The sequence below is a fragment of the Nocardia sp. MH4 genome (assembly GCF_019266065.1).
GTDB lineage: Bacteria > Actinomycetota > Actinomycetes > Mycobacteriales > Mycobacteriaceae > Nocardia > Nocardia canadensis.
The window spans coordinates 16,592-37,890 of sequence record NZ_LPNR01000093.1; the positions used below are offsets into that span (position 1 = coordinate 16,592).

Annotated in this window: 18 protein-coding genes; 9 read left to right on the plus strand and 9 right to left on the minus strand. The window is 69.2% G+C overall.

Features of this window, described 5'->3' with window-relative positions; all coding sequences use genetic code 11:
* The first annotated feature begins 53 nt into the window (after positions 1–53).
* Both ATM97_RS12390 and rffA read left to right on the plus strand, forming a co-directional pair.
* Complete coding sequence (locus ATM97_RS12390; RefSeq protein ID WP_218718196.1) at positions 54–1,094, plus strand: glycosyltransferase; 1,041 nt, start codon at positions 54–56, stop codon at positions 1,092–1,094.
* The gene (gene rffA, locus ATM97_RS12395; protein ID WP_218718145.1) at positions 1,091–2,227 is read left to right on the plus strand and encodes a dTDP-4-amino-4,6-dideoxygalactose transaminase; all 1,137 of its coding nucleotides are present in this window, start codon (positions 1,091–1,093) and stop codon (positions 2,225–2,227) included. The genes ATM97_RS12390 and rffA overlap by 4 nt, the downstream gene beginning before the upstream one ends.
* Before the next feature lie 21 nt (positions 2,228–2,248).
* Here rffA and ATM97_RS12400 read toward each other — a convergent pair whose 3' ends face one another.
* The 3 genes from ATM97_RS12400 to ATM97_RS12410 all read right to left on the minus strand — a co-directional run bounded on the left by ATM97_RS12400 (position 2,249) and on the right by ATM97_RS12410 (position 7,455).
* The gene (locus ATM97_RS12400) at positions 2,249–3,472 is read right to left on the minus strand and encodes a S9 family peptidase (RefSeq protein WP_218718146.1); all 1,224 of its coding nucleotides are present in this window, start codon (positions 3,470–3,472) and stop codon (positions 2,249–2,251) included.
* A gap of 97 nt (positions 3,473–3,569) precedes the next feature.
* Positions 3,570–6,527, minus strand: a complete 2,958-nt coding sequence (locus ATM97_RS12405) for an AMP-binding protein (RefSeq protein ID WP_218718147.1) — start codon at positions 6,525–6,527, stop codon at positions 3,570–3,572.
* 142 nt (positions 6,528–6,669) lie between these two features.
* Positions 6,670–7,455 (minus strand): DUF4239 domain-containing protein, encoded by a 786-nt coding sequence (locus ATM97_RS12410; protein WP_218718148.1) that lies wholly within the window; start codon positions 7,453–7,455, stop codon positions 6,670–6,672.
* A 338-nt stretch (positions 7,456–7,793) separates the two neighbouring features.
* On the opposite strand from ATM97_RS12410, the gene ATM97_RS12415 reads away from it, so the two are divergent.
* The 5 genes from ATM97_RS12415 to ATM97_RS12435 all read left to right on the plus strand — a co-directional run bounded on the left by ATM97_RS12415 (position 7,794) and on the right by ATM97_RS12435 (position 12,458).
* Positions 7,794–9,200, plus strand: coding sequence for a family 2B encapsulin nanocompartment shell protein (locus tag ATM97_RS12415; RefSeq protein WP_218718149.1), 1,407 nt, complete (start codon positions 7,794–7,796; stop codon positions 9,198–9,200).
* A gap of 12 nt (positions 9,201–9,212) precedes the next feature.
* Positions 9,213–10,475, plus strand: a complete 1,263-nt coding sequence (locus ATM97_RS12420) for a family 2 encapsulin nanocompartment cargo protein terpene cyclase (RefSeq protein WP_218718150.1) — start codon at positions 9,213–9,215, stop codon at positions 10,473–10,475.
* Positions 10,472–11,347 carry a geranyl diphosphate 2-C-methyltransferase gene (locus tag ATM97_RS12425; RefSeq protein WP_218718151.1) on the plus strand — a complete coding sequence of 292 codons (876 nt, stop codon included), beginning with the start codon at positions 10,472–10,474 and terminating at the stop codon, positions 11,345–11,347. The genes ATM97_RS12420 and ATM97_RS12425 overlap by 4 nt, the downstream gene beginning before the upstream one ends.
* Complete coding sequence (gene idi, locus ATM97_RS12430) at positions 11,344–11,913, plus strand: isopentenyl-diphosphate Delta-isomerase (RefSeq protein ID WP_218718152.1); 570 nt, start codon at positions 11,344–11,346, stop codon at positions 11,911–11,913. The genes ATM97_RS12425 and idi overlap by 4 nt, the downstream gene beginning before the upstream one ends.
* A gap of 191 nt (positions 11,914–12,104) precedes the next feature.
* On the plus strand, positions 12,105–12,458 hold the full coding sequence (locus ATM97_RS12435) for a hypothetical protein (RefSeq protein ID WP_218718153.1): 354 nt from the start codon (positions 12,105–12,107) through the stop codon (positions 12,456–12,458).
* Between the two features lie 8 nt (positions 12,459–12,466).
* Here ATM97_RS12435 and ATM97_RS12440 read toward each other — a convergent pair whose 3' ends face one another.
* The 3 genes from ATM97_RS12440 to ATM97_RS12450 all read right to left on the minus strand — a co-directional run bounded on the left by ATM97_RS12440 (position 12,467) and on the right by ATM97_RS12450 (position 15,491).
* Positions 12,467–13,195, minus strand: a complete 729-nt coding sequence (locus ATM97_RS12440) for an aspartate/glutamate racemase family protein (RefSeq protein WP_218718154.1) — start codon at positions 13,193–13,195, stop codon at positions 12,467–12,469.
* Entirely contained in the window at positions 13,195–14,685 is a 1,491-nt protein-coding gene (locus ATM97_RS12445; RefSeq protein WP_218718155.1) for an NCS1 family nucleobase:cation symporter-1, read from the minus strand. The genes ATM97_RS12440 and ATM97_RS12445 overlap by 1 nt, the downstream gene beginning before the upstream one ends.
* A gap of 83 nt (positions 14,686–14,768) precedes the next feature.
* Positions 14,769–15,491 (minus strand): GntR family transcriptional regulator, encoded by a 723-nt coding sequence (locus tag ATM97_RS12450; protein ID WP_218718156.1) that lies wholly within the window; start codon positions 15,489–15,491, stop codon positions 14,769–14,771.
* Between the two features lie 106 nt (positions 15,492–15,597).
* On the opposite strand from ATM97_RS12450, the gene ATM97_RS12455 reads away from it, so the two are divergent.
* Positions 15,598–16,767, plus strand: coding sequence for a serine hydrolase domain-containing protein (locus ATM97_RS12455; protein ID WP_218718157.1), 1,170 nt, complete (start codon positions 15,598–15,600; stop codon positions 16,765–16,767).
* Between the two features lie 68 nt (positions 16,768–16,835).
* Positions 16,836–18,053, plus strand: coding sequence for a threonine ammonia-lyase (gene ilvA / locus ATM97_RS12460; protein ID WP_218718158.1), 1,218 nt, complete (start codon positions 16,836–16,838; stop codon positions 18,051–18,053).
* A 10-nt stretch (positions 18,054–18,063) separates the two neighbouring features.
* On the opposite strand, the gene ATM97_RS12465 is transcribed toward ilvA, so the two are convergent.
* The 3 genes from ATM97_RS12465 to ATM97_RS12475 all read right to left on the minus strand — a co-directional run bounded on the left by ATM97_RS12465 (position 18,064) and on the right by ATM97_RS12475 (position 21,149).
* Positions 18,064–18,387, minus strand: coding sequence for a multidrug efflux SMR transporter (locus ATM97_RS12465; RefSeq protein ID WP_218718159.1), 324 nt, complete (start codon positions 18,385–18,387; stop codon positions 18,064–18,066).
* A gap of 41 nt (positions 18,388–18,428) precedes the next feature.
* The gene (argH, locus tag ATM97_RS12470; protein ID WP_218718160.1) at positions 18,429–19,847 is read right to left on the minus strand and encodes an argininosuccinate lyase; all 1,419 of its coding nucleotides are present in this window, start codon (positions 19,845–19,847) and stop codon (positions 18,429–18,431) included.
* A gap of 99 nt (positions 19,848–19,946) precedes the next feature.
* Entirely contained in the window at positions 19,947–21,149 is a 1,203-nt protein-coding gene (locus ATM97_RS12475; RefSeq protein ID WP_218718161.1) for an argininosuccinate synthase, read from the minus strand.
* Positions 21,150–21,299 lie beyond the last annotated feature (150 nt).

Genomic DNA, 21,299 nt, shown 5'->3' on the forward strand with positions numbered 1-21,299 from the left:
GCCCCGGCGCCGTCCTGCGTGCCGGTGCGCCCGACCGCGACGGATCGCGCCCGGTGCATTCGGTGTCGGTGGTCGTGCCGGTGTATCGCGGCGAGGAGACGATCGCTGCCCTGGTCGCCGAGCTGGATCGGCTGACCGGTCCGTCGACGTCCGCCGCCGGCGCCCGGTTCGCGGTCGAGGAGATCATCCTCGTGCACGACAACGGCCCCGACCGGTCGGACGTGGTGCTGCAGGAGCTGGCCCGCACCTACCCGCAGGTGCGCCCGGTCTGGTTGAGCCGCAACTTCGGCCAGGACGCCGCCACGATCGCGGGGATGGCGGCCGCGCGCGGCGACTGGATCGTCACCATGGACGAGGACGGTCAGCACGACCCGGCGTTCATCGCCGATTTCCTCGACGCGGCGCTGGCCTCGCGCGCGGACCTGGTCTACTCCAAGCCGACCAACACCCGCCCGCACGGTTTCCTGCGCAACCTCACCTCGCGCGGAGCCAAGATCGTGCTCGCGACGGTGTTCGCGTTCCCGGATTCGACGCGCTTCGAGAGCTTCCGGCTGATCCGCGGTGACATCGGCCGTCAGCTGGCCGAGGTCGCCGCCAACGGTGTGTACCTGGACGTGGCGCTGACCTGGGTGGTCGGCAACGCCGTGCAGGTGCCGGTGGTGTTGCGTGCCGAAGGCCGCGAGGAGTCCGGCTACAACTACCGCCGCCTGTTCTCGCTGTTCTGGAAGATGGTGCTGTGCAGCGGCACCCGCGGTCTGCGCCTGGTCAGCATGCTCGGGGTGACCCTGGCGCTGGCCGGGGTGATCATGGCCGCCGTGGTCATCGTGCAGGCGCTGACCCAGGACAACCACGATCCCGAGGGTTGGGCGTCGATCATCGTCGTGCTGCTGTTGTGCTCGGGTGCGACCCTGTTCTCGCTGGGCCTGATCGCCGAGTATCTCGGTGTGGCGCTGCACATCCTGGTCGGCAAGCCGCTGTACCTGACCGTCGAGACCCCGACTCCGCGCCCGGATACGATGCATGCGCCGGCTGTGCCTCATCGAGTCGACGCCGTGGCGCCGGCAGCCGCGGCGGAGAAGGGTCACCACGAGTGAACGAGCGCATCATCTTCAGCAGGCCGTTCCGCGCCGCCGCCGAGCGCGCCAATCTGCTGGCCGTGCTCGACTCCGATCACAGTCACGGTGACGGCACGTTCACCAAGTCGGCGACGGCGAAGATCAAGGCCATCACCGGCGCCGGGCACGCGCTGCTCACCACCTCGTGCACGCACGCTCTCGAACTCGGCGCGCTGCTGCTGGAACTGGGCCCCGAGGACGAGGTGATCGTCCCGAGTTTCGCGTTCACCTCGGCGGCCACGGCGATGGCGCTGCGCGGGTCGACATGTGTGTTCGTCGACATCGACGATTCGACCGGCAACATCGATCCGGCGGCCGCGGCGGCCGCGATCACCGACCGCACCAAGGCGATCGTCGTCATGCACTACGGCGGGGTGGCCGCCGACATGGAGCCGCTGCTCGCGCTGGCCGCCCAGCACGGCTTGGCGATCATCGAGGACAACGCGCACGGTCTCGGCGGCACCTGGCGCGGCAGGCAGCTCGGCACCATCGGCACGCTGGGTACACAGAGCTTCCACGACACCAAGAACGTGCACTGCGGCGAGGGTGGCGCGCTGCTGCTCTCGGACGAGATCCTGATGGGTCGCGCCGAGATCATGCGCGAGAAGGGCACCGACCGCGCCCGCTTCCTGCGTGGTCAGGTCGACAAGTACTCCTGGCAGGACATCGGCTCCAGCTACCTGCCCAGCGAGCTCAACGCGGCGGTCCTCGACGCCCAGTTGGCCGAGTTCGACACCATCCAGCGGCAGCGGCACCGGGTGTGGGACACCTACGCGGCGGCGCTGCCGGAGTGGGCGGCCCGCAACGATGTGCGCCCCATGACGGTGCCCGCCGACCGCGGCCACACCGCGCACCTGTTCTACCTGCGGATGCCGACCGAGGAGAGCCGCGACCGCATCATCGGCCACCTCGCCGAGCGCGGCATCGTCGCGCCGTTCCACTACATTCCGCTGGATTCCAGCCCGGCCGGGCTCAAGTACGGCCGCACGCCGGTGCCGTGCACCCGATCGGCGAACTTCTCGGCGACGATCGTGCGGCTACCGCTGTGGCCGCTGCTGTCGCAGGCGCAGCAGGCTCGCGTCATCGACGCGGTCACCGAGTTCCAGGTGTAGTCGCCCGGCACCAGCCGGTTCTCAGCGGCCGAAGCGCGCGTTCACCCAGGCCAGCGCGGCGCCGTAGCCCGCGGCGAGCAGGCCGCGATGATCGACGCCGGGGTAGGTGTGATAGTCCACCGCGTGACCGGCCGCCCGCTGCCGGGCGACCATGGCATCGGTCGCGAGCGGCAGCACCACGGTGTCGCCGGAACCCTGCTGCACCAGCAGCGGGGTGGTCAGCGGCAGCGAGCTGGGGTCGTTGGCGTCGAGTACCCTGGCGAGCGCGTCGACCCGCGGATCCTCGGTGAACACCGTGCCCGGGTCGAGTCCGCCCCAGGAATCGGCCGCCCGCAGTTGCCCGATGCAGCGGTCGTCGGCTTGTCCGAGCATCGACAAGGCCTGCGGCGCAAGGAAAGTCGCCGGATCGATCGCGGCGACGGTCTCGGCGCCACGGAGGAACAGCGGCAGGAACGCCACCGACCCGGCAGGGACCACCTCCGCCGCGGCACCGTCCCGTCCGATCAGCCCCAGCCCACGCACCACCGGCCCCAGGTGCGACGCGGGCGCCATCGCCACCGCACCGAGCAGCCGCATCCCCGGCGCCCACTCCTGGGACCGCGCGTTCGCGAACACCGCGGCCTGTCCGCCCTGCGAGTGCCCCATCGCCACCCACCCGCTGCCGATCTCGTGCGCGATCACCCGTGCCGCCGTGGCCATATCAGCGACGGCGCGCTGCTCGGCCTCCCCGATCAGATAGCCGTGCGGGCCCGGCGTGCCGAGCCCCTGGTAGTCGGTCTGGGCCACCGCGTAACCGGCGGCCACCCACCGCGCCTGGACCTCGCGGGCCAGGGCGGTGTAGTCGTGCGCGGGGAATGTCGCGCCGGTTTCACGGGACGGTGCGCACACGTCGGCGGTGCCGGTGGTGCCGTGCGCCCACGAAATCAGCGGCCAGCCGCCTGCGGGCGGTTCGCCCTGGGGCACCGCGAGGGTGCCCGAGACCGCGACGGGGTTGCCCCGCATGTCCACCGAGCGGTACAGCACCAGGTGGTTGCGCGCACCCGGCACCCCGGGATCGCCGGTGAGCGGACGCGACCGGATCACCGAGCCGTGCTCGCCCGGCACCAGATCCGCCGCGGGCGTGAAGAACTCGGGCCCGGCCTGCCCGTCCTGGGCGACCGCGACCGGCGCACCGACCGCGAACATGGCGGCGAGCACGGCCACCGGGGCCGCCAGTCGTGCCGAGAGCGTCCGTGAACCGATCACTACCGAACCTCCGAGTCCGCCCACGCCGGAACGCGGGGATGCCGATCAGTGCCGCGGGCAATCTACCCGAGTCGACCGATCGGCCCGGATACCCGAGTCAGTGGCCGCCGAACAGGGTGGCGGCCGCCGCGTCGGTGAGCACCTCGTAGGTGTCGGTCTCCCGGTGGTAGATCCAGGTGTTCGGCCCCGCCTTCGGCAGACCCGCGGCCTGCACCGCCGTGGCCGAGGGCCGGAAGCTGGTGCTGCGCGGGATCTCGTCGACGACGTAGACCAGATCGGGTCGCTGATCGGGGGCCAGCGCACGCATCGCCTCGGTGACGTCACCCGGTTCGATCCGGAAGCCCTTGCGCACGCTCAGCGCGGCCGCGGCCAGGACGCCCGACGGCGTCGGCAGCCCGTAGGCGACCTCCATGTCGACCGGGGTGATGTCGTTGAGCACGTCCACGATCGGCTGGGTGAACACCGGTCCGCGCGGGGTGCGGATCACCGTGTCGCGGCGGTCGACCAACCAGTAGTCACCGTCGCTGTCGCGCCGGAACAGGTTCTCCGTCGGCCACCAGGCGTCCCCGGCGCGGAACACCCCACGCAACCCACCGTCGGACAGGTCACCGCCGTCGACCGACTTGCCGAGCAGCAGACCCGGCTCGTTGTCGGCGCAGCGCCGCGCGAAACCGTCGTCGCCGACGAGAATCTGCTCGGTGACCGGGTCGTAGGCGACCAGCTCGACATGCGCGGTGCCCGGCACCGGCCTGCCCTTGGAGCCGATCTTGGCGCCCGGCACATTGGCCAGCACCACGTCGCCGTCGATGGAGGCGTAGAACTCCAGCACCCGGGCCGGGGCGAACTGCTCCACGGTGCGCCGCCACAGCCCAGCGGGCATACCGGAGCCGATGAACAGCCGGATCGGGTGGTTGTGCCCGGCCGGGAAGACCTGCGCGTCGAGCAGGTCGCGCAGCATCGTCCAGGTGTAGGTGACGACGGTGACGCCGTAGCGATGCACTTCCTCGGCGAAACGGCCCGGCTCCAGGTCCATCGGCCTGGCCAGCGCGATCCGGCTACCGCCCGCGATCGCGCCGCCGAGGCTCACCAGCAGCCCCGACGAGTGATGCAGCGGCGCGAGGCAGTACACGGTGTCGCGGCGGTCGAGGTCGGCCGCGCTCGCGGTGCCGAACGCCGACAGCGCCCAGCGATGGTTGGTGATGTATTTCGCCTCCAGCCGGTCACCGGTGCCGATGACGAGGATGAACGCGAGCTCGCGCGCCAGGCCCGGGTTGGGGCGGTACCACGCGGGCACCCGCACCGTGGACGGGTCGACCTGCTCGAGATCGATCACCCGGTCGGTGGTCGGCAGCGCGAGCCGCCGGGCGTCACCACCGCCGAGCACCAGCACCCTGGCCCCGGTCGCGGCGGTGGTGCGCAGGTTCTCCGGGTCGGTGATCAGCGTCTGCACGCCGGTCAGCTCCATGGCCCGGTCCAGCTCGGCGCCGGGGGCCAGCAGGACCGCGACGGCGCCGAGGCGCGAGAGCGCGGCGACGGCGGCCAGCGCGCTCGGCCTGGTCTCCATGACGACGCCGACCCGGGTGGCGGGCCGGATACCGACCGAGATCAAACCGCGCACCACATTGTCGATGCGCACCTCGACCGCGGCATTGGTGTGCACCCGGTCGTCGAAGAGGAACAGGTCCTTCTGCGGCGCCCGCTTGGCGTGCTCGTGCAGCAGCTTGCCCAGCGAGATGCGGGTGTGCGGCTGGATCATGCCGAGCCGGGTCAGGCGTGGCAGCGCCCGCGCGGCCTCGCCCGCCATCTCGAGCGAACCACGAATGGTGTTGCCGGCGATGCCTTCCAGTGCCTTGCCGACGCCGGCGCCCGCCTCGGCCAGCGACGCCGCGGTGTGCACCACCCGGGTCGCGGCGGTGCGCGGGGCGTTGCTCGCGACGTGCTCGCGCATGGGCACGATCTGCTCGGGCAGCGAGCCGTTGCCGTCCATCCAGGCGATCCAGTCACGCACCATCGGCCAGGTGTGATTGGTCGCCGTCGAACCGGCGACGAGACCGAAATGCCCTGCCACCAAACTGGCTTCGTAGACCTCGGCGTTGGGCGCGGCCCGCACGATGCCACGCACGGCACCCGGCTGGCCGATGTCGTCGACCTCGCCGACGAAGGCCAGGATCGGGCAGCGCAGCTCGGCCAGCGAGATCGGGTGATCGCGGATCACGAAGCCGCCCAGCATCATCCGATTGTGCGCGACGAACTGCTTGAGCAGATCGGCGACCGCGGGGCCCGAATACCCCACCCAGCCATCGCTGTTGAGGAAGCGGCGCTGACGTTCCTTGGGCAGCAACGCTTCCCGGTCGTGCAGTTGCAGCAGGAAGTCGATCCGCGACTTGGCGGTCTTGACCGGGTCGAGCATCTGGAAGCCGATGCGCACCATCGACTCGGTGATCGGCAGCCGGTGCATCACGTGGTCGGCCAGGAAGTCGGCGACCTCGGAGACCACGCCGTAGGGCAGCCCGAACGGCATGCCCGCGACGATGTCGACCGGGCTGCCGAAGGTGACGATGGAGGCCACGCCCTTGCCGTACCGGTAGGCGGCGGTCTGGTAGGCGAACATGCCGCCCTGCGAGTAGCCCATCAGGTGCAGCTGCGCGCCGGTGGCCTCGCACACGGTGTCGATGGCCGAGTCCACCGCGAGCACATGGTCGGCCAGGTCACGCTCCCAGCCACCCTCCTCGGTGGCCGGCGAGCCGAAATCGATGACCCAGCAGTCGATTCCGCTGGCGTGCAGAATGCCGACCGCGCCGCCCGCGGCGTTGACGTCCCAGATGTCGGCGTTCACCATCAACGGCGGCACCAGCAGCGCCACCGGACGGCCGGGCGTCATGTCGTCGGGGAAGTAATGGCGCAACCGGTACATACGTCGGCGCTCGACGACCTCGAAGGGCGAGGACTCGACGTCGTGTGCCAATCCGCCGAAGCGGATCACCTCCAGCCCGTTCTGCGCGGTAGCCAGCAACCGCTGCATAGAACCGACCACACCTTTTGGACTGATATCCACCGTTCCCACCTGGCCTACCTGCTGAAAGTGACACACCTCACACACCCCGATGTGCTCATATGAGCTAACCACACCGGACCTCCATTATGTGTCGGCTGTGACAGGCCGCATGTTGCGGCGATTCGGGTCACACCGTGGCGGTTCAGCGGCCCATCACGTTCACGTAGACGCTGTCGAACGGCTCGCTGCTCACACTGAGATCACCGCGGAACGGATAATCCAGCGCGGCGATCAGAAAGATCATCGCACCGAGGAAGAACGCGAACAGTCCACCGAGCACCAGATGGGCGTGTTTCCCCAGGCAGAACAGGCACAGCAGCACCAGGTTCACCGCGCCGCCGACCAGGATCGTCCACCAGAGCACGTCCGGAATGCCGCCTTTGGTGGCATTGATCCGGTGCCTGCGGTCGGAATCGAAGCGAGCGAACTGGTCGATGGTGGCGGCGTGCAGGATTTCCTCGGCACTGCTCGCCGGCCGGAACTCGAGCAGGTGACCTTGGAACCTGGTCACCAGCGCGGTGCCGCCCATCGGCTCCTCGCCCTCCCGCAGCGCGGGCCAGACGACGTCGAGCACGTCGCGGGTGTAGTCGGCGAGATCGTCGCGCAGCAACTCCCGATACGGCTCCGGGTAGGCACTCACCTCCCGATACAGGGTGCCGACCGCGGCGGCCTCGTCGGCGACGCGGCTCTGCGCCACGTCGTAGGACTCGTAGGTCGCCGCCGCGATGAGCCCGAGCAGCAACCCGTAGAACACCCCACCGACGGTGAGCACCATGGTGACGGTCTCGTTCCAGCCGGTCTCGGGCCCGAACGCGCGCCGCACCGCCTGTCTGCTGAGCAGAATCGCGGTCACGGTGAGCCCCACGGCCGTGCCGGTGATGAGCAGGAAGTCCAGCCAGATCGGTAGCTCGTATATCCAGGTGAACATGGTCCGACGATAACTACTCCGAATCCGATCCCGGCATCGATCCGCGATTCATCCCAGGACATCTGGTGCGCCGCAATCGCCTCCCCCGCAACGGATCTCCCGGTCACAGCCATGTTTTCGCGAATAACTCGCGAACCGCGCCACCGACCACCTACCATCGATCTCGTCCGGAACGCACTGACACGCTTCTCATTTCGTGTAACACCGTTTCACAAGCCCGGTTTCATCCGCGCAGGACCATTCGATTCGCATCGTTGCCCACCCCCAGCCTGTCGCGCACCGTCGCGCCGCACAGGCCGATCGGCCGTGCCGATTTCCGTCCCGAGGTGAGGATCTCCATGACCATCGAAATGCCGCTGCCCACAGACAATTCCGTCCGTAAGAGCCTCAGCACCACCGCGGCGCATCAGCTGGCGCACACCACCAAATCCGAGCCGCAGATGCAGGGCATCAGCTCCCGGTGGTTGTCCCGCGCCCTGCCGTGGGTGCAGGTCGCGGGCGGTATCTACCGCGTCAATCGCCGGCTCACCCATACCGTCGGCAACGGCGAGGTCGAGTTCATCGTCGACGGTGCGCGCGCCAGAGTGATCCCCCAGGAATTGCGCGAACTGCCCCCGCTGCGCGATGTCGACGACGATCAATTGCTGCGCCCGCTGGCCGACAATTTCGTCCAATACGATCTCGATCCCGGCGCCGTGGTGGCCGAATTCGGCAATCCGATGGATCAGGTGATTCTGGTCGTCCACGGAAAACTCGCCAGGATCGGCTCCGGCGAATACGGCGAGGCCACCAAGCTCGGCATGCTGTCGGGCGGCGACTACTACGGCGAGGACATGCTCACCGACCCGTCGGCGATCTGGCCCGACACCGTGAAAACGGTGACCAGAACGACGATTCTGTGTCTGCCCAGACAATCGTTCGAACAATTCCTGGAAACGAATCCCGACCTCGCCCGCATTCGCACCGATGCCGCGCGGACGCCGCAGCGGACACAGAATTCCAAGGGCGAGGCCGATATCGAGATCTCCTCGGGCCATTCCGGGGAGCCCCTGCTCGAGGGCACCTTCGTCGACTACGACGCCAGTCCCCGGGAGTACGAGCTCAGCCTGGCGCAGAGCGTGCTGCGCATCCACACCCGCGTCGCGGATCTGTTCAACGACCCGATGAACCAGGTCGACCAGCAGCTGCGGCTGACTGTCGAAGCGCTCTACGAACGCCGCGAGCACGACTTGGTGAACAACCCGGAGTTCGGCCTGCTGAACAATTGCGATCTCAAGCAGCGCATCACGACCGAGTCCGGACCGCCGACCCCCGACGACATGGACGAGCTGCTGAGCATGCGCCGCGGCACCAAGTTCTTCCTCGCGCACCCGAAGGCGATCGCGGCCTTCGGTCGCGAATGTTCGCGCCGCGGACTGTATCCCGACCCGGTGGAGTTCCAGGGCCATCGCGTACCCGGCTGGCGCGGCGTGCCGATCCTGCCCTGCGGCAAGATCCCCGTCAGCGGCACCCAGACCACCTCCATCATGGCGATGCGCATCGGGGAGAAGGACCAGGGTGTGGTCGGGCTGCACCAGACCGGTATCCCCGACGAGTACGAGCCGAGCCTGAACGTCCGGTTCAAGCAGATCGACGACCAGTCGATCATGTCGTACCTGGTGAGCTGCTACTACTCGGCCGCTGTGCTGGTCCCCGACGCGCTCGGCGTTCTCGACGACGTCCTCGTCGCGCGCCGGGCCGACTGAGCGGCGCGCGCCGTGTCGATCCTCACCAGGGCGGCGGCGCCCCACGCGAGTACCGAGCTCACGGGCACGGTGGCCGCCCTGCTCCACGACGCGACCGCACCCGCGGTCCTGTTCGCCCGGCTCGGCACCTCGGCCGCCGTTCTCCCGCAGCGTGTTCCACCGACGGTGCGTCCATCGGCAGGTCCGCGCCGGCTACCCGGCCCGACCGGAATCGGCACCACCAGTCTCTGGCGCAGTGCCGCCGTCGAGACGACACCCACCGCACCACAGCAGATTCCGGCTCTCTACTGTCCACCACCCGAACGTGACGACCCCGCCCTGGCCGAGGCCGTCAATGTCGGCCTGCTCGCCTGGGCCGCCGAGATCGGCCTCTACGAAGGACGACTCGACGAACTCGGCAAGGCCGACTTCGGCCGGCTGATCATGCTCGCCCATCCCGATTGCGACGACCCCGATCTGCTCCTCGGGGCCGCCCGCTGCGCGGTCGCGGAATGGTCGGTCGACGACTACTACTGCGAGGAGGACGCCCCTGGCGACACCGCACCCGACGGCACCCCGTCCAGCGCCGCCGCCGAACTCGGCCCCCGGCTCGAGCTCGCCGCGGCCGCGATGGACCCGGCGCACCTGCCCGCGCGGTACGCGCCCCGGCTCGAACAGGCCATGCAGGCCGACCCGATCCTGCGCGCCTTCCGCACCTCCTTCGCGTGCCTGGCGGGGTACGCGAGCCCGGCGCAGCTGGCCAGGTTACGCACCGAGATCGCGGGTTGGTTCATCGCGCTCGGCGCCGAGGCCGGCTGGCGCGCCGCGGACCGGATGCCCCCGGTCTGGGAGTACCTGACCAACCGGCAGCCGCACAGCTTCCTGCCGTGTATGGCGCCGATCGACGTCGTCGGGGGTTACGAGCTCGGTGCCCCCGAGTACACCGATCCGGCCGTCCGACGGGTCACCACCACCGCGGCGCTGGCCGCCCAGATGGTGAACGACCTGTATTCGATGGCGCGCGAGGACCTTTCGGGCGGCAGGGAGTTCAATCTGCCGACGGTCCTGGCCGCCGAGGAGGGCTGTAGCCGCGCCGAGGCGGTCCTGCGGACCGCACAGATCCACGACGAGCTCATGCACCGCTTCGAACGGGAAGCGGCCCCGCTCGCCGCCGCGGGCTCACCCCAGCTGCGCCGCTTTCTGGCCGGCCTGTGGGCCTGGATGGGTGGCAACCGCGCCTGGCACGCCGGCAGCCGCCGATACCACGACATCGCACCAGGAGAGGACGACCGATGACCATCGCGAACCCCCGCACCGACAGCACTGTCCTGCGCACCACCTACCAGCGCTCCGTCGCGGCGTATTGGAACAACAATCCCAACGACGACCGGGTCAACACCAAACTGGGCGAGGTCGACGGTCTCTACCACCACCACTACGGCATCGGCGCCCCCGACTGGTCGGTCATCGAGGGACCGGAATCGACCAGGCAGGACCGCATCGTGCGGGAACTGCACCGGCTCGAGACCGCCCAGGCCGACTACCTGCTCGACCATCTCGGTCCGATCCAGACCGCGGACCGCCTCGTCGACGGCGGCTCGGGCCGCGGCGGCACCAGTTTCATGGCGGCGGATCGCTTCGGCTGCCAGGTCGACGGGGTCTCCATCTCCGAGTACCAGGTGGGCTTCGCCAACGACCAGGCGGCGTCCCGCGGCGTCGGCGACCGGGTCCGGTTCCACTTCCGCAACATGCTCGACACCGGCTTCGCCGACGAATCGGTGCGCGGCATCTGGACCAACGAGACCACCATGTACGTCGACCTGTTCGATCTGTACGACGAGTTCAGCCGGCTGCTGGAACCCGGCGGCCGGTACGTGTGCATCACCGGCTGCTCCAACGACGTGACCGGGGGCCGCTCGGCCTCGGTCAGCTGGATCGACGCGCACTACGGCTGCATGATCCATCCGCGCAGCGAGTATTTCCGCGCCCTGTCCGACAACGGTCTGGTCCCCACCACCGTGGTCGACCTCACGCCCGACACCATCCCCTACTGGGAGCTGCGCACTCATTCCGAGCTCGCCACCGGCGTCGAGCAGCCCTTCCTCACCGCCTACCGCGAGGGGAGCTTCCAGTACCTGATGATCGTCGCCGATAAGGTGGCCAGGTGACCGAACAGCTCGCCGAACCGTCGACCGACCGCGAAGCCCTGCCCGTGGAGCTGGTCGACGACGCGGGTGTGGCGATCGGAGCGTGCTCGGTGGCCGATGCTCATCGGCCACCGGGCACGCTCCACCGCGCCTTCTCGGTGCTGCTGTTCGATCGCCACGGCAACGTGCTGATCCAGCAGCGCGCCGCGGTCAAGACTCGCTTCCCGCTGCAGTGGGCCAACACCTGCTGCGGGCACCCCGCGCCCGGTCAGCCGGTGCTCGAAGCCGCCGCCATCCGGTTGCGCGAGGAATTCGGCATGGCCGCCGAACTCACCGAGGTCGGCGCCTTCCGCTATCGCGCCGGCGACGAGACCACCGGCCGGGTCGAGCACGAGTACGACCACGTCCTGATCGGTGTGGCCGGTGAGGTGCCGCCGCAGCCCGACCCGGCCGAGGTCGCCACCTGGGCGTGGATCGCCCCGGGCAGCCTGCGGGCCGACCTCGCCGAACATCCGAGCCGGTACACGCCGTGGCTGGCCGAGGTGCTCGAGATCGCCGACCGGGCGCACGCCGCCGGCCAGGCCTAACCCCTCCCCTCCTTGCCGTTTGTCCGGCCAGGACGCTGTCCGCCTACTCCGAGGAGAAAGTTAGATGCGCATATCTATATCTGCCAATGTTTTATGTTCTTGGTGAAATCACAGGCTCGCCACAGTCGCCGACCAGGCCGGACGGGGACTCTGAACAGGGAACGGTTCCACCGACGGCGAGTGAGGTAGCGATGGTCGAGGTCGAGATCAACGACGACACGGTGACGGTCCATGTACTCGGCGGGCATCGCCTGCTCGCCCTGCGCCAGCAGGTCGTAATCGACCGCGCCGCCATCACCGGCATCCGCCCCGCCGAGGTCGACCTGCGCCCGCCGTGGGTCCGCGCCCCCGGCACCTTCATCCCCGGGGTGATCGCGGCCGGCGTCTATCGCGGCAAGGGCCGAAAAGAGTTCTGGGACACCACTTTCGGCGGCAGCGCCGTCCGCATCGACCTGGACGGACCCGACTTCACCCGCCTGGTCGTCGACGTCGACGATCTCGATGCCGTGCTGGCGGAGCTCACCCCCGAAGCCATCGGGGTCTGACCCGGCGCTCAGGAGCCGAACGACTCCAGCAGCCCGGTGTAGGTCTTCGGCGGCGGCGTGGCGAACTCTCCCCTGCCCGACTTGCGCAGGCCGAGCGTGACCAGTGACTGCACGGTCAGGGTCGCCGCCGCCACGCCGTCGATCACCGGGACGCCGATCTCGGCGCTGATGTGCGCGCACAGGTCGGCCATCCCCGCGCAACCGAGCACGACCGCGTCGGATCCGTCGGCGGACACGGCGGTCCGGCACGCCTCGGTCACGATCTTGCGGGCGTCCGGGTCGGTGTCGAGCGCGAGCACGGGGAGCTCGCAGGCGTGGATGCCGAGGCAGAACCGCTGCATGCCATAGCGTTCGGCCAGATCCGCGGCCCGGCCGAGGGTGCGGCCGAGGGTCGTCACCACACTGAACCCGCGGCCGAGGTGGCTCGCGGTGTGCATCGCCGCCTCCGCGATCCCGATCACGGGGCCCGCCGCCAGTTCCCTGGCCGCGTCCAGCCCCGGATCACCGAAGCAGGCGATGACGTAGCCGTCCACGCCGTCGGCTTCGCCGCGCCGGATCGCCGCGAGGAGCCCGGGCACGCTCATCGCCTCGTCGTAGTGACTCTCGATGGAGGCCGGACCGGTCTCGGAGGTGACCGCGTCGAGCAGCGTGCCCGGGCCCACGACGGCCAGGGCGCACTGCTCGATCGTCTCGGTCATCGCTCGCGTGGTGTTCGGGTTGACGACCCGGATCCGCATCAGGCACCGACCTCCTGGGCGGCCGCCGCGCGCTTGCCCGCGGTCAGCGCGTAGTAGGTGAGGAAGCCGAGACCGCAGCCGATGAACCAGCTGTACTGGGCGGCGGTGTGCATGCCGGGCAGGCTGTTGGCCAGCACCGGGAACACCGCGACGAGGGCGCCGACGGCGGTCGCGACGACCGCGGCCGGGTGATAGCCCTTGTGATACCAGTAGGTCCCCTGCTCGGACATGGTGAACAGATCGTCGACGATCACCTTCTGCTTGCGCACCAGGTAGTAGTCGCAGATCAGCACGCCGAACAGCGGGCCGATGAAAGCGCCGAGCACTTCGAGCGTGTAATGGATGACATCGGGATTGTTGTACAGATTCCACGGCGTGATGAGCACCGAACCGACCGCGGCGATCATGCCGCCCGCGCGCCAGCTGATCCGCTGCGGGCTCACATTCGAGAAATCGAACGCGGGCGAGATGAAGTTCGCGACGATATTGATGCCGATGGTGGCGATGGTGAAGGTGAGCGCACCGAGCACGATCGCGAAGGTGGAGTCGATCTTGGCGACGGTGGCGACGGGATCGGTGATCAATTCACCGTAGACCGGCACCGTCAGCGACGCGGTGATCACGACCAGCAACGAGAACACCAGGAAATTCACCGGCAGGCCGAGCAGATTGCCGGTCTTCACGGCCTGGAAACTCTTGCCGTAGCGGGAGAAGTCACCGAAATTCAGCATCGGCCCGGAGAAGTAGGACACCACCAGCGCGATCGCGCCGAGCATCACCGGCACCGATGCCCAGCCCGTGTAGGTCACCTCGCCCAGGTTCAGGTCGATCGCGCCCCAGCCGGCTTTCGCGATGAGATATCCGCACAGCACGAACATCACGACATACACAGCAGGACCACAGAAGTCGATGAACTTGCGGATCGCATCCATGCCGCGCCAGAACACGCACGCCTGCACCACCCAGAGCAGCAGGTAGCTACCCCAGCCGAGCAGCGACAAGCCCAGGAACCCGTAGTCGGCGGTGACGGCGTACGGCGCCAATCCCGGAAACAGTTTCACCAGTACGACATCCAGCGCCGCCGAAGCGAGGAAGGTCTGGATCCCGTACCAGGCGACCGCGATCAACCCGCGGATGATCGCCGGGATATTCGCGCCGAGCACCCCGAAAGCGCTGCGGCAGATCACCGGATAGGGCACGCCGGTCACCTGACTCGGCTTGGCCACCAGATTGCAGAAGAAATAGACGATGGTGATACCGATGAGCAAGGCCGCCAGCACCTGCCAGCTGGCCAGGCCGAGTGCGAAAAGGCTACCGGCCGTGACATATCCGCCGACGCTGTGCACATCCGACATCCAGAACGCGAAGATGTTGTAGGTGCCCCAGCTCTGCGTGCGCAGCGGCGCCAGATCCTCGTTGGTCAGCCGGGGATCGTAGGCGGGTGGATCGCCGGCGGGTACGCCCGCCGAGGAGGTGATGGTATCGGTCATGGTCGTTCCCATCCGAAGGGTGAATCTGCTTCGCTGACGGTAAGTATCAGCAGTTGCCCTTCGGTTTCCCGACAATTTCCCGGCTATTGCACGGAAGATATATCTTCGGGCGCGAGCAATCCGGTATCGGTGGGCAGAGTCGCGATCACCGATTCCAGGCGCCGATGGTGTTCGTCGGCGACCGCGAGCAGCCGCTCGACATCGCGGGCCAGGAACGCGTCGAGCATCGCGATGTGGTCGGAGTGCAATCGCTCCCGGTCACACCGATCGATGTGGACCATGGATTGCACGGGTTCGGTGACGTTCCAGGCGGCTTCGAGCATGTGCAGCAGCCGGAACATCCGCGACGGGCGGGTCAGCGCGACATGAAAGCTGCGCGACTGGCGCTGATAGGTCTCCGGGTCGTCGTCGAGGATCGCGCGCTCGAGGAGTTCGTTCACCGCGAGCAGATGCGCGCGTTCGGCCTCGCCGGCGTTGGTCGCCGCGGCCGCGAGCGAGGCGGTTTCCAAGGTGTCGCGCACGATGTACATCTCACGCAATTCCCGGGGCGTGAGCTGGGCCACTTGGTAGCCGCGCTGCGGGCGATGGGTGACCAGCCCCTCCCCGATCAGCGTCTTGAGCGCCTCGCGCACGGGGATGTGGCTCACGCCGAACAGCACGGCCACCTCACGCAGCGGAATCACGGTGGTCGGTGGCACGGCGCCGTCGAGGATCACCCGGCGCAGTTCGCCGAGGATCACCTGGGGGCGGCCGGGCTCGTCCACCACGAGCCTCGCGAGCAGCGCCGATCGTCTTCTCGGGGGCATACCCACATGCTATGGACGATGTATTGCGAGCGCTGTCCGCTATGTGACGGTCAGGAAACGATCACCGTACCGACCGGTCCTGTGTGCGGGGTGGCATGCTCGAACGATGGGAGTTTCGACAACGCAGTCGGTGGATCGCCGTTTCGTCAGCCTGGTCGCGATGTTCGACCGCCTCTTCCGCAAACCGTCGCACGGCGGCGGCGCGCTGTGCGTGTACCTGCACGGCGAGCCGGTCGTCGACGTCTGGGCGGGGTACGCGAGTCCCGGGGTGCCGTGGGCGTCGGACACGGTCGCGCTGGCCTTCTCCACCGGAAAAGGCGTCGCCTCCACCGTGATCCATCAGCTCGCCGAGCGCGGCCACCTCGGCTACGACACCGCGGTGGCCGAGTACTGGCCCGAGTTCGCGGCGGCGGGCAAGGAACACATCACGGTGCGCGACGTGCTCACCCACCGCGCCGGCCTGCATCGGCTGCGCGGCCTGCTGCCCGGGCCCGTGGAACGCTTCCTCGACGACGAGGCCGTCACCGCCGCGCTGGCCGCGGCCACTCCCGATCCCCGGCACCGGGTCACCAGCGGCTATCACGGGATCAGCTACGGACATCTGGCCGCCGAACTGGTGCGCCGGGTGACCGGACGCGAATTCGTCGACGTGGTCCGGACCGAACTCGCCGAACCCCTCGGCGCCGAGGAGCTCTGGTTCCGGGTACCGACGGAGCAGCGTCACCGCATCGCCACCACCTTTCCGCGCTTGCGGGCCGCGGGCATGGACTGGGACCGGGGTTCGGATCTGCTCACCCGCACCAGATACGCGGCGGCCGCGGAGACCACCCCGCGCGGGTTCGCCGACCTCATCGTCGATCCGCGCGTGCACGACTCGGTCATGCCCGGGGTCAACGGTGTGTTCTCGGCGCGCGCGCTGGCCCGGGTCTACGCGGCGCTGGCGCACGACGGCGAACTCGACGGCACCCGCATCCTGGAACCGGGGTCGATCCGCCGCTTCGCCACCCGCCAGGTCTTCACTCCCGATTACGTGCTGGCCTTCCGCATTCCGTGGGCCCTCGGATTCCACGGAGTCCCGATGAAACCGTCCAAGGCCGAACCGATCTCGGCCTTCGGCCACTTCGGCCTCGGCGGCTCCGGCGCCTTCGCCGACCCCGAGACCGGGATGTCGCTGGCCTTCGTCACCAACCGGCTCGGCGGCAAACTCACGCCCCTCGGCGACGCCCGGCTCACCCGCCTCGGCACCATGGCCCACAACATCGCCAAGGCCGCCTAGCCGTCATCGCCATCGCCACCGGCGCGTGGTGATCACCGGTCCCCACGCCCGGCTGGCACGATGTGGCCATGGAGACCGTCGGACTCGAGCGGATCGAGGCGGCCGCGCGGCTGTTGGCGCCGGTGATCCGGCGCACGCCGACCGTGGGGTCGCGGGTGCTGTCGGAACGGGTCGGTGCGCAGGTGCTGCTCAAATGCGAGAACCTGCAGCGCACCGGCTCGTTCAAGCCGCGTGGCGCCTACAACCGGATCGCGAATCTCCCGGCGGCCGAGCGGGCGCGCGGGGTGGTGGCGGCCAGCGCGGGCAATCACGCGCAGGGTGTCGCGTGGTCGGCCGCCGAGCTCGGCATCACCTCGACGGTGTTCATGCCGATCGGCGCGTCACTGCCCAAACTGGTGGCGACCCGCGCCTACGGCGCCGAGGTGCATCAGGTGGGCGACACCATCGACGAATCCCTGCTCGCCGCACAGGAATTCGCCGAGCGGACGGGTGCGACGCTGATCCACCCGTTCGATCATCCCGATATCGTGGCCGGTCAGGCGACGGTGGCGCTGGAGATCCTCGAGCAGGTGCCCGACGTCGGCACCGTCGTCGTACCGACCGGCGGTGGCGGCCTGCTCGCCGGTGTGGTGGTGGCGCTGCACGCGCTCGCGCCGCGGGTCACGGTGATCGGGGTGCAGGCGGCAGAGGCCGCGGCCTGGCCCGATTCCCTGGCGGCGGGCAAGCCGGTCCGGGTGCCGCGCATGGCGACGATGGCCGACGGCATCGCGGTCGGCTTGCCCGGCGCGGTGCCGTTCGCGCACGTCGCGGAGCTGGTTGGCGAAATCGTGACCGTCGACGAGGACGCGCTGTCGAAGGCGCTGCTGCTGTGCCTGGAACGGGCCAAGCTCATCGTCGAACCGGCGGGCGCGGCGGGTGTGGCCGCGCTGCTGTCCCCGCTGCGCGACCGCGCGCTGCCCGGCCCGGTGGTGACCATCCTGTCCGGCGGCAATATCGATCCGCTGCTGCTCACCCGGGTGATCGGGCACGGCCTCAGCGCGGCGGGCCGCTACCTGGCGATGCGAGTGACCATCGCCGATCGGCCGGGCGCGCTGTCGGCATTGCTCGGGGTGGTCGGGCGCGCCGGGGCGAGCGTGGTCGACATCGTCCACTCACGCACCGGGATGTGGCTCGAGGTCGACGAGGTGGAGGTCTCGCTCACCGTCGAGACGCGCGGCCCCGCCCACCGCGACGACGTCCTGGAGGCGTTGCGCGACGCGGGATTCCGGGTCCGCGCGGAGCTGTAGCGCACCGACGTCAGTGCGCGCCACCGAGTTCCAGCGCGAGCACACCGAGAATCACCAGCCCGATCCCGCCGACCTGCACCAGGGTCAGCCGCTCCCCCAGCAACAGCACCCCGATCAGCGCGATCGCCGCGACACCCACCGCCGACCAGATCCCGTACGCCACCCCGATCGCCATGCCCCGCTTCAGCGCCTGGGACAGGAAGTAGAACGCGGTGGCGTAGCCGATGACCACGACGATGGAGGGAACGAGCTTGGTGAAACCTTCCGAGAGCTTCAGCGACACCGTCGCGGTGACTTCGGAGGCGATGGCCAGTGCCAGCAGGACCAGGGTCATGGCCGCAGGGTAACCGCCGCGCGGCGGTGACACGCCCGCGGTCAGTTCAGCCAGGCGCGGGCGTCTTCGGCGTTCTTGCGGACCTCGTCGAGCTGTTCGGCGACGCGGACACCGGCGGTGCCGCCGCGGGCGTTGCGGGAGGCGATCGAGCCCTGGACGGTGAGCACGTCGCGCACCCCCGCGGTCAGCGACGCGTCGACGGCGGCGAATTCCTCGTCGGTCAGTTCGTCGAGACCGACGCCGCGCGCCTCGGCGGCCCGCACGCAGGCGCCCGCGGCCTCGTGCGCGACCCGGAACGGAACACCTCGGCGCACCATCCATTCCGCGATGTCGGTGGCGAGGGTGAAGCCGGCGGGGGCGAGCTCGGCCATCCGGTCGGTGTGGAAGGTGAGGGTGGCGACCAGGCCCGCGATGGCGGGCAGCAGCAGTTCGAGCTGGGCGACCGAGTCGAACAGGGGTTCCTTGTCCTCCTGCAGGTCGCGGTTGTAAGCCAGCGGCTGGGCCTTCAGGGTGGCCAGCAGACCGGTCAGGTTGCCGATCAGGCGGCCCGCCTTGCCGCGGGTCAGCTCGGAGACGTCCGGGTTCTTCTTCTGCGGCATGATCGACGAGCCGGTCGACCACGCGTCGGCGAGGGTGACGTACCCGAATTCCGGTGTGCTCCAGATGATGATCTCTTCGGCCATCCGACTCAGGTCGACGCCGATCATGGCCAGCACGAACGCGGCCTCGGCCGCGAAGTCCCGGGAAGAGGTCGCATCGATCGAGTTGGCGGCCGAGGCGGTGAAATCGAGTTCAGCGGCGATCTGCTCGGGGTCGAGACCCAGCGAGGAACCCGCCAGCGCGCCCGAACCGTACGGGGAGATCGCGGCGCGCTTGTCGAAGTCGCGCAGGCGCTCCAGATCACGCAGCAGCGGATGGGCGTGCGCGAGCAGATGGTGGGCGAGCAGCACCGGCTGCGCGGCCTGCAGGTGGGTCTTGCCGGGCATCACGGCGTCCGGGTGCGCGGCGGCCTGGGCGACCAGGGCATCGACCACATCGAGCACGCCGACGGCGACGCGGCGCACACCGTCACGCAGCCACATCCGGAACAGGGTCGCGACCTGGTCGTTGCGCGAGCGGCCCGCGCGCAACCGGCCACCGAGTTCGGTGCCGACCCGCTCGATCAGGCCGCGCTCGAGCGCGCCGTGCACGTCCTCGTCGGACTCGGCCGGCCCGAAGGCGCCCGAGGCGACGTCGGCGGCGAGGGCGTCCAGGCCGGCCAGCATGCCGGTCAGGTCGTCGTCGGAGAGCAGCCCGGCCTTGTGCAGGACGCGGGCGTGCGCCTTGGAGGCGCGGATGTCATAGGGAGCCAGCGCCCAGTCGAAATGGGTCGACTTGCTCAGCGCCGCCATCGCCTCGGCCGGGCCGGACGCGAATCGCCCACCCCAGAGCGCACCCTCGTTGGTTCCACTGTGGGTCATGGTCGCGGTTTCCTCCGGTCGGCTGGCGGGCATGGCTGGGCACGGCACCGGCCGGTCCGCGTGGACCGGCCGGTGTCGAGACTACGACGTGCTCTCGTACTACTTCTGGTTGAGGTCGCGGCGGGCGGCGACCTTCGAGGACAGGCCGTGGATCTGCACGAAGCCCTTGGCCAGCGACTGGTCGAAGGTGTCGCCCTCGTCGTAGGTGGCCAGGTTGAAGTCGTAGAGCGACTGCTCGGAGCGGCGGCCGTTGACCACGGCCGAACCACCGTGCAGCACCATCCGGATGTCGCCGGTGACGTGCTGCTGGCTGTCCTGCACGAAGGCGTCCAGCGCGCGCTTGAGCGGGGAGAACCACAGGCCGTCGTAGGCCAGCTCGCCCCAGCGCTGCTCGACCTGGCGCTTGTAGCGGCCCAGCTCGCGCTCGATGGTGACGTTCTCCAGGGCCTGGTGCGCGGTGATCAGCGCGATGGCGCCCGGGGCCTCGTAGATCTCGCGGCTCTTGATGCCGACGAGCCGGTCCTCGACCATGTCGAGGCGGCCGACACCCTGGCGTCCGGCGCGGGTGTTCATCTCCTCGATGGCCTGCAGCACGGTGACGGGGCGGCCGTCGATGGCGACCGGCACACCCTTGTCGAAGGTGATGATGACCTCGTCGGGCGCCTCGAAGTTCACCGTCGGATCGGCGGTGTAGTCGTAGACGTCCTTGGTCGGCGCGTTCCACAGGTCCTCGAGGAAGCCGGTCTCGACCGCGCGGCCCCACACGTTCTGGTCGATGGAGAACGGCGACTTCTTGGTGACGTTGATCGGCAGGTTGTTCTGCTCGGCGAAGGCGATGGCCTTCTCGCGGGTCCAGGCGTAGTCGCGGACCGGGGCGATGACTTCCAGATCGGGCGCGAGCGCGCCGATGCCGACCTCGAAGCGGACCTGGTCGTTGCCCTTGCCGGTGCAGCCGTGCGAGACGGTGGTCGCGTTGTGGAACTTCGCGGCCTCGACCAGGTGCTTGACGATCAGCGGGCGGCTGATGGCCGACACGAGCGGGTACTGGCCCATGTACATCGCGTTGGCCTGGATGGTGGGCAGGCAGTACTCGTCGGCGAACTCGTCGCGCGCGTCGACCACGATGGCCTCGACGGCGCCGCAGTCCAGGGCGCGCTGGCGCACCACGTTCATGTCCTCGCCGCCCTGGCCCAGGTCGATGGCCACGGCCACCACCTCGGCACCGGTCTCCTTCGCGATCCAGCTGATGGCGACGGAGGTGTCAAGCCCACCGGAGTAGGCGAGTACGACGCGATCGGACATGTCTGTTGTGCTCCTCGAAGTGTGTGGTCGTTCCGCTGCACGGGCTGCCTGGAGCAGTATGAATGCTCCGGCCGCCGGTCGGCTCGCGCCGCTGCTGCAAATGATTATGCACGATGATGCAATCTCATTCATACCCGGGGGTAGTGACGT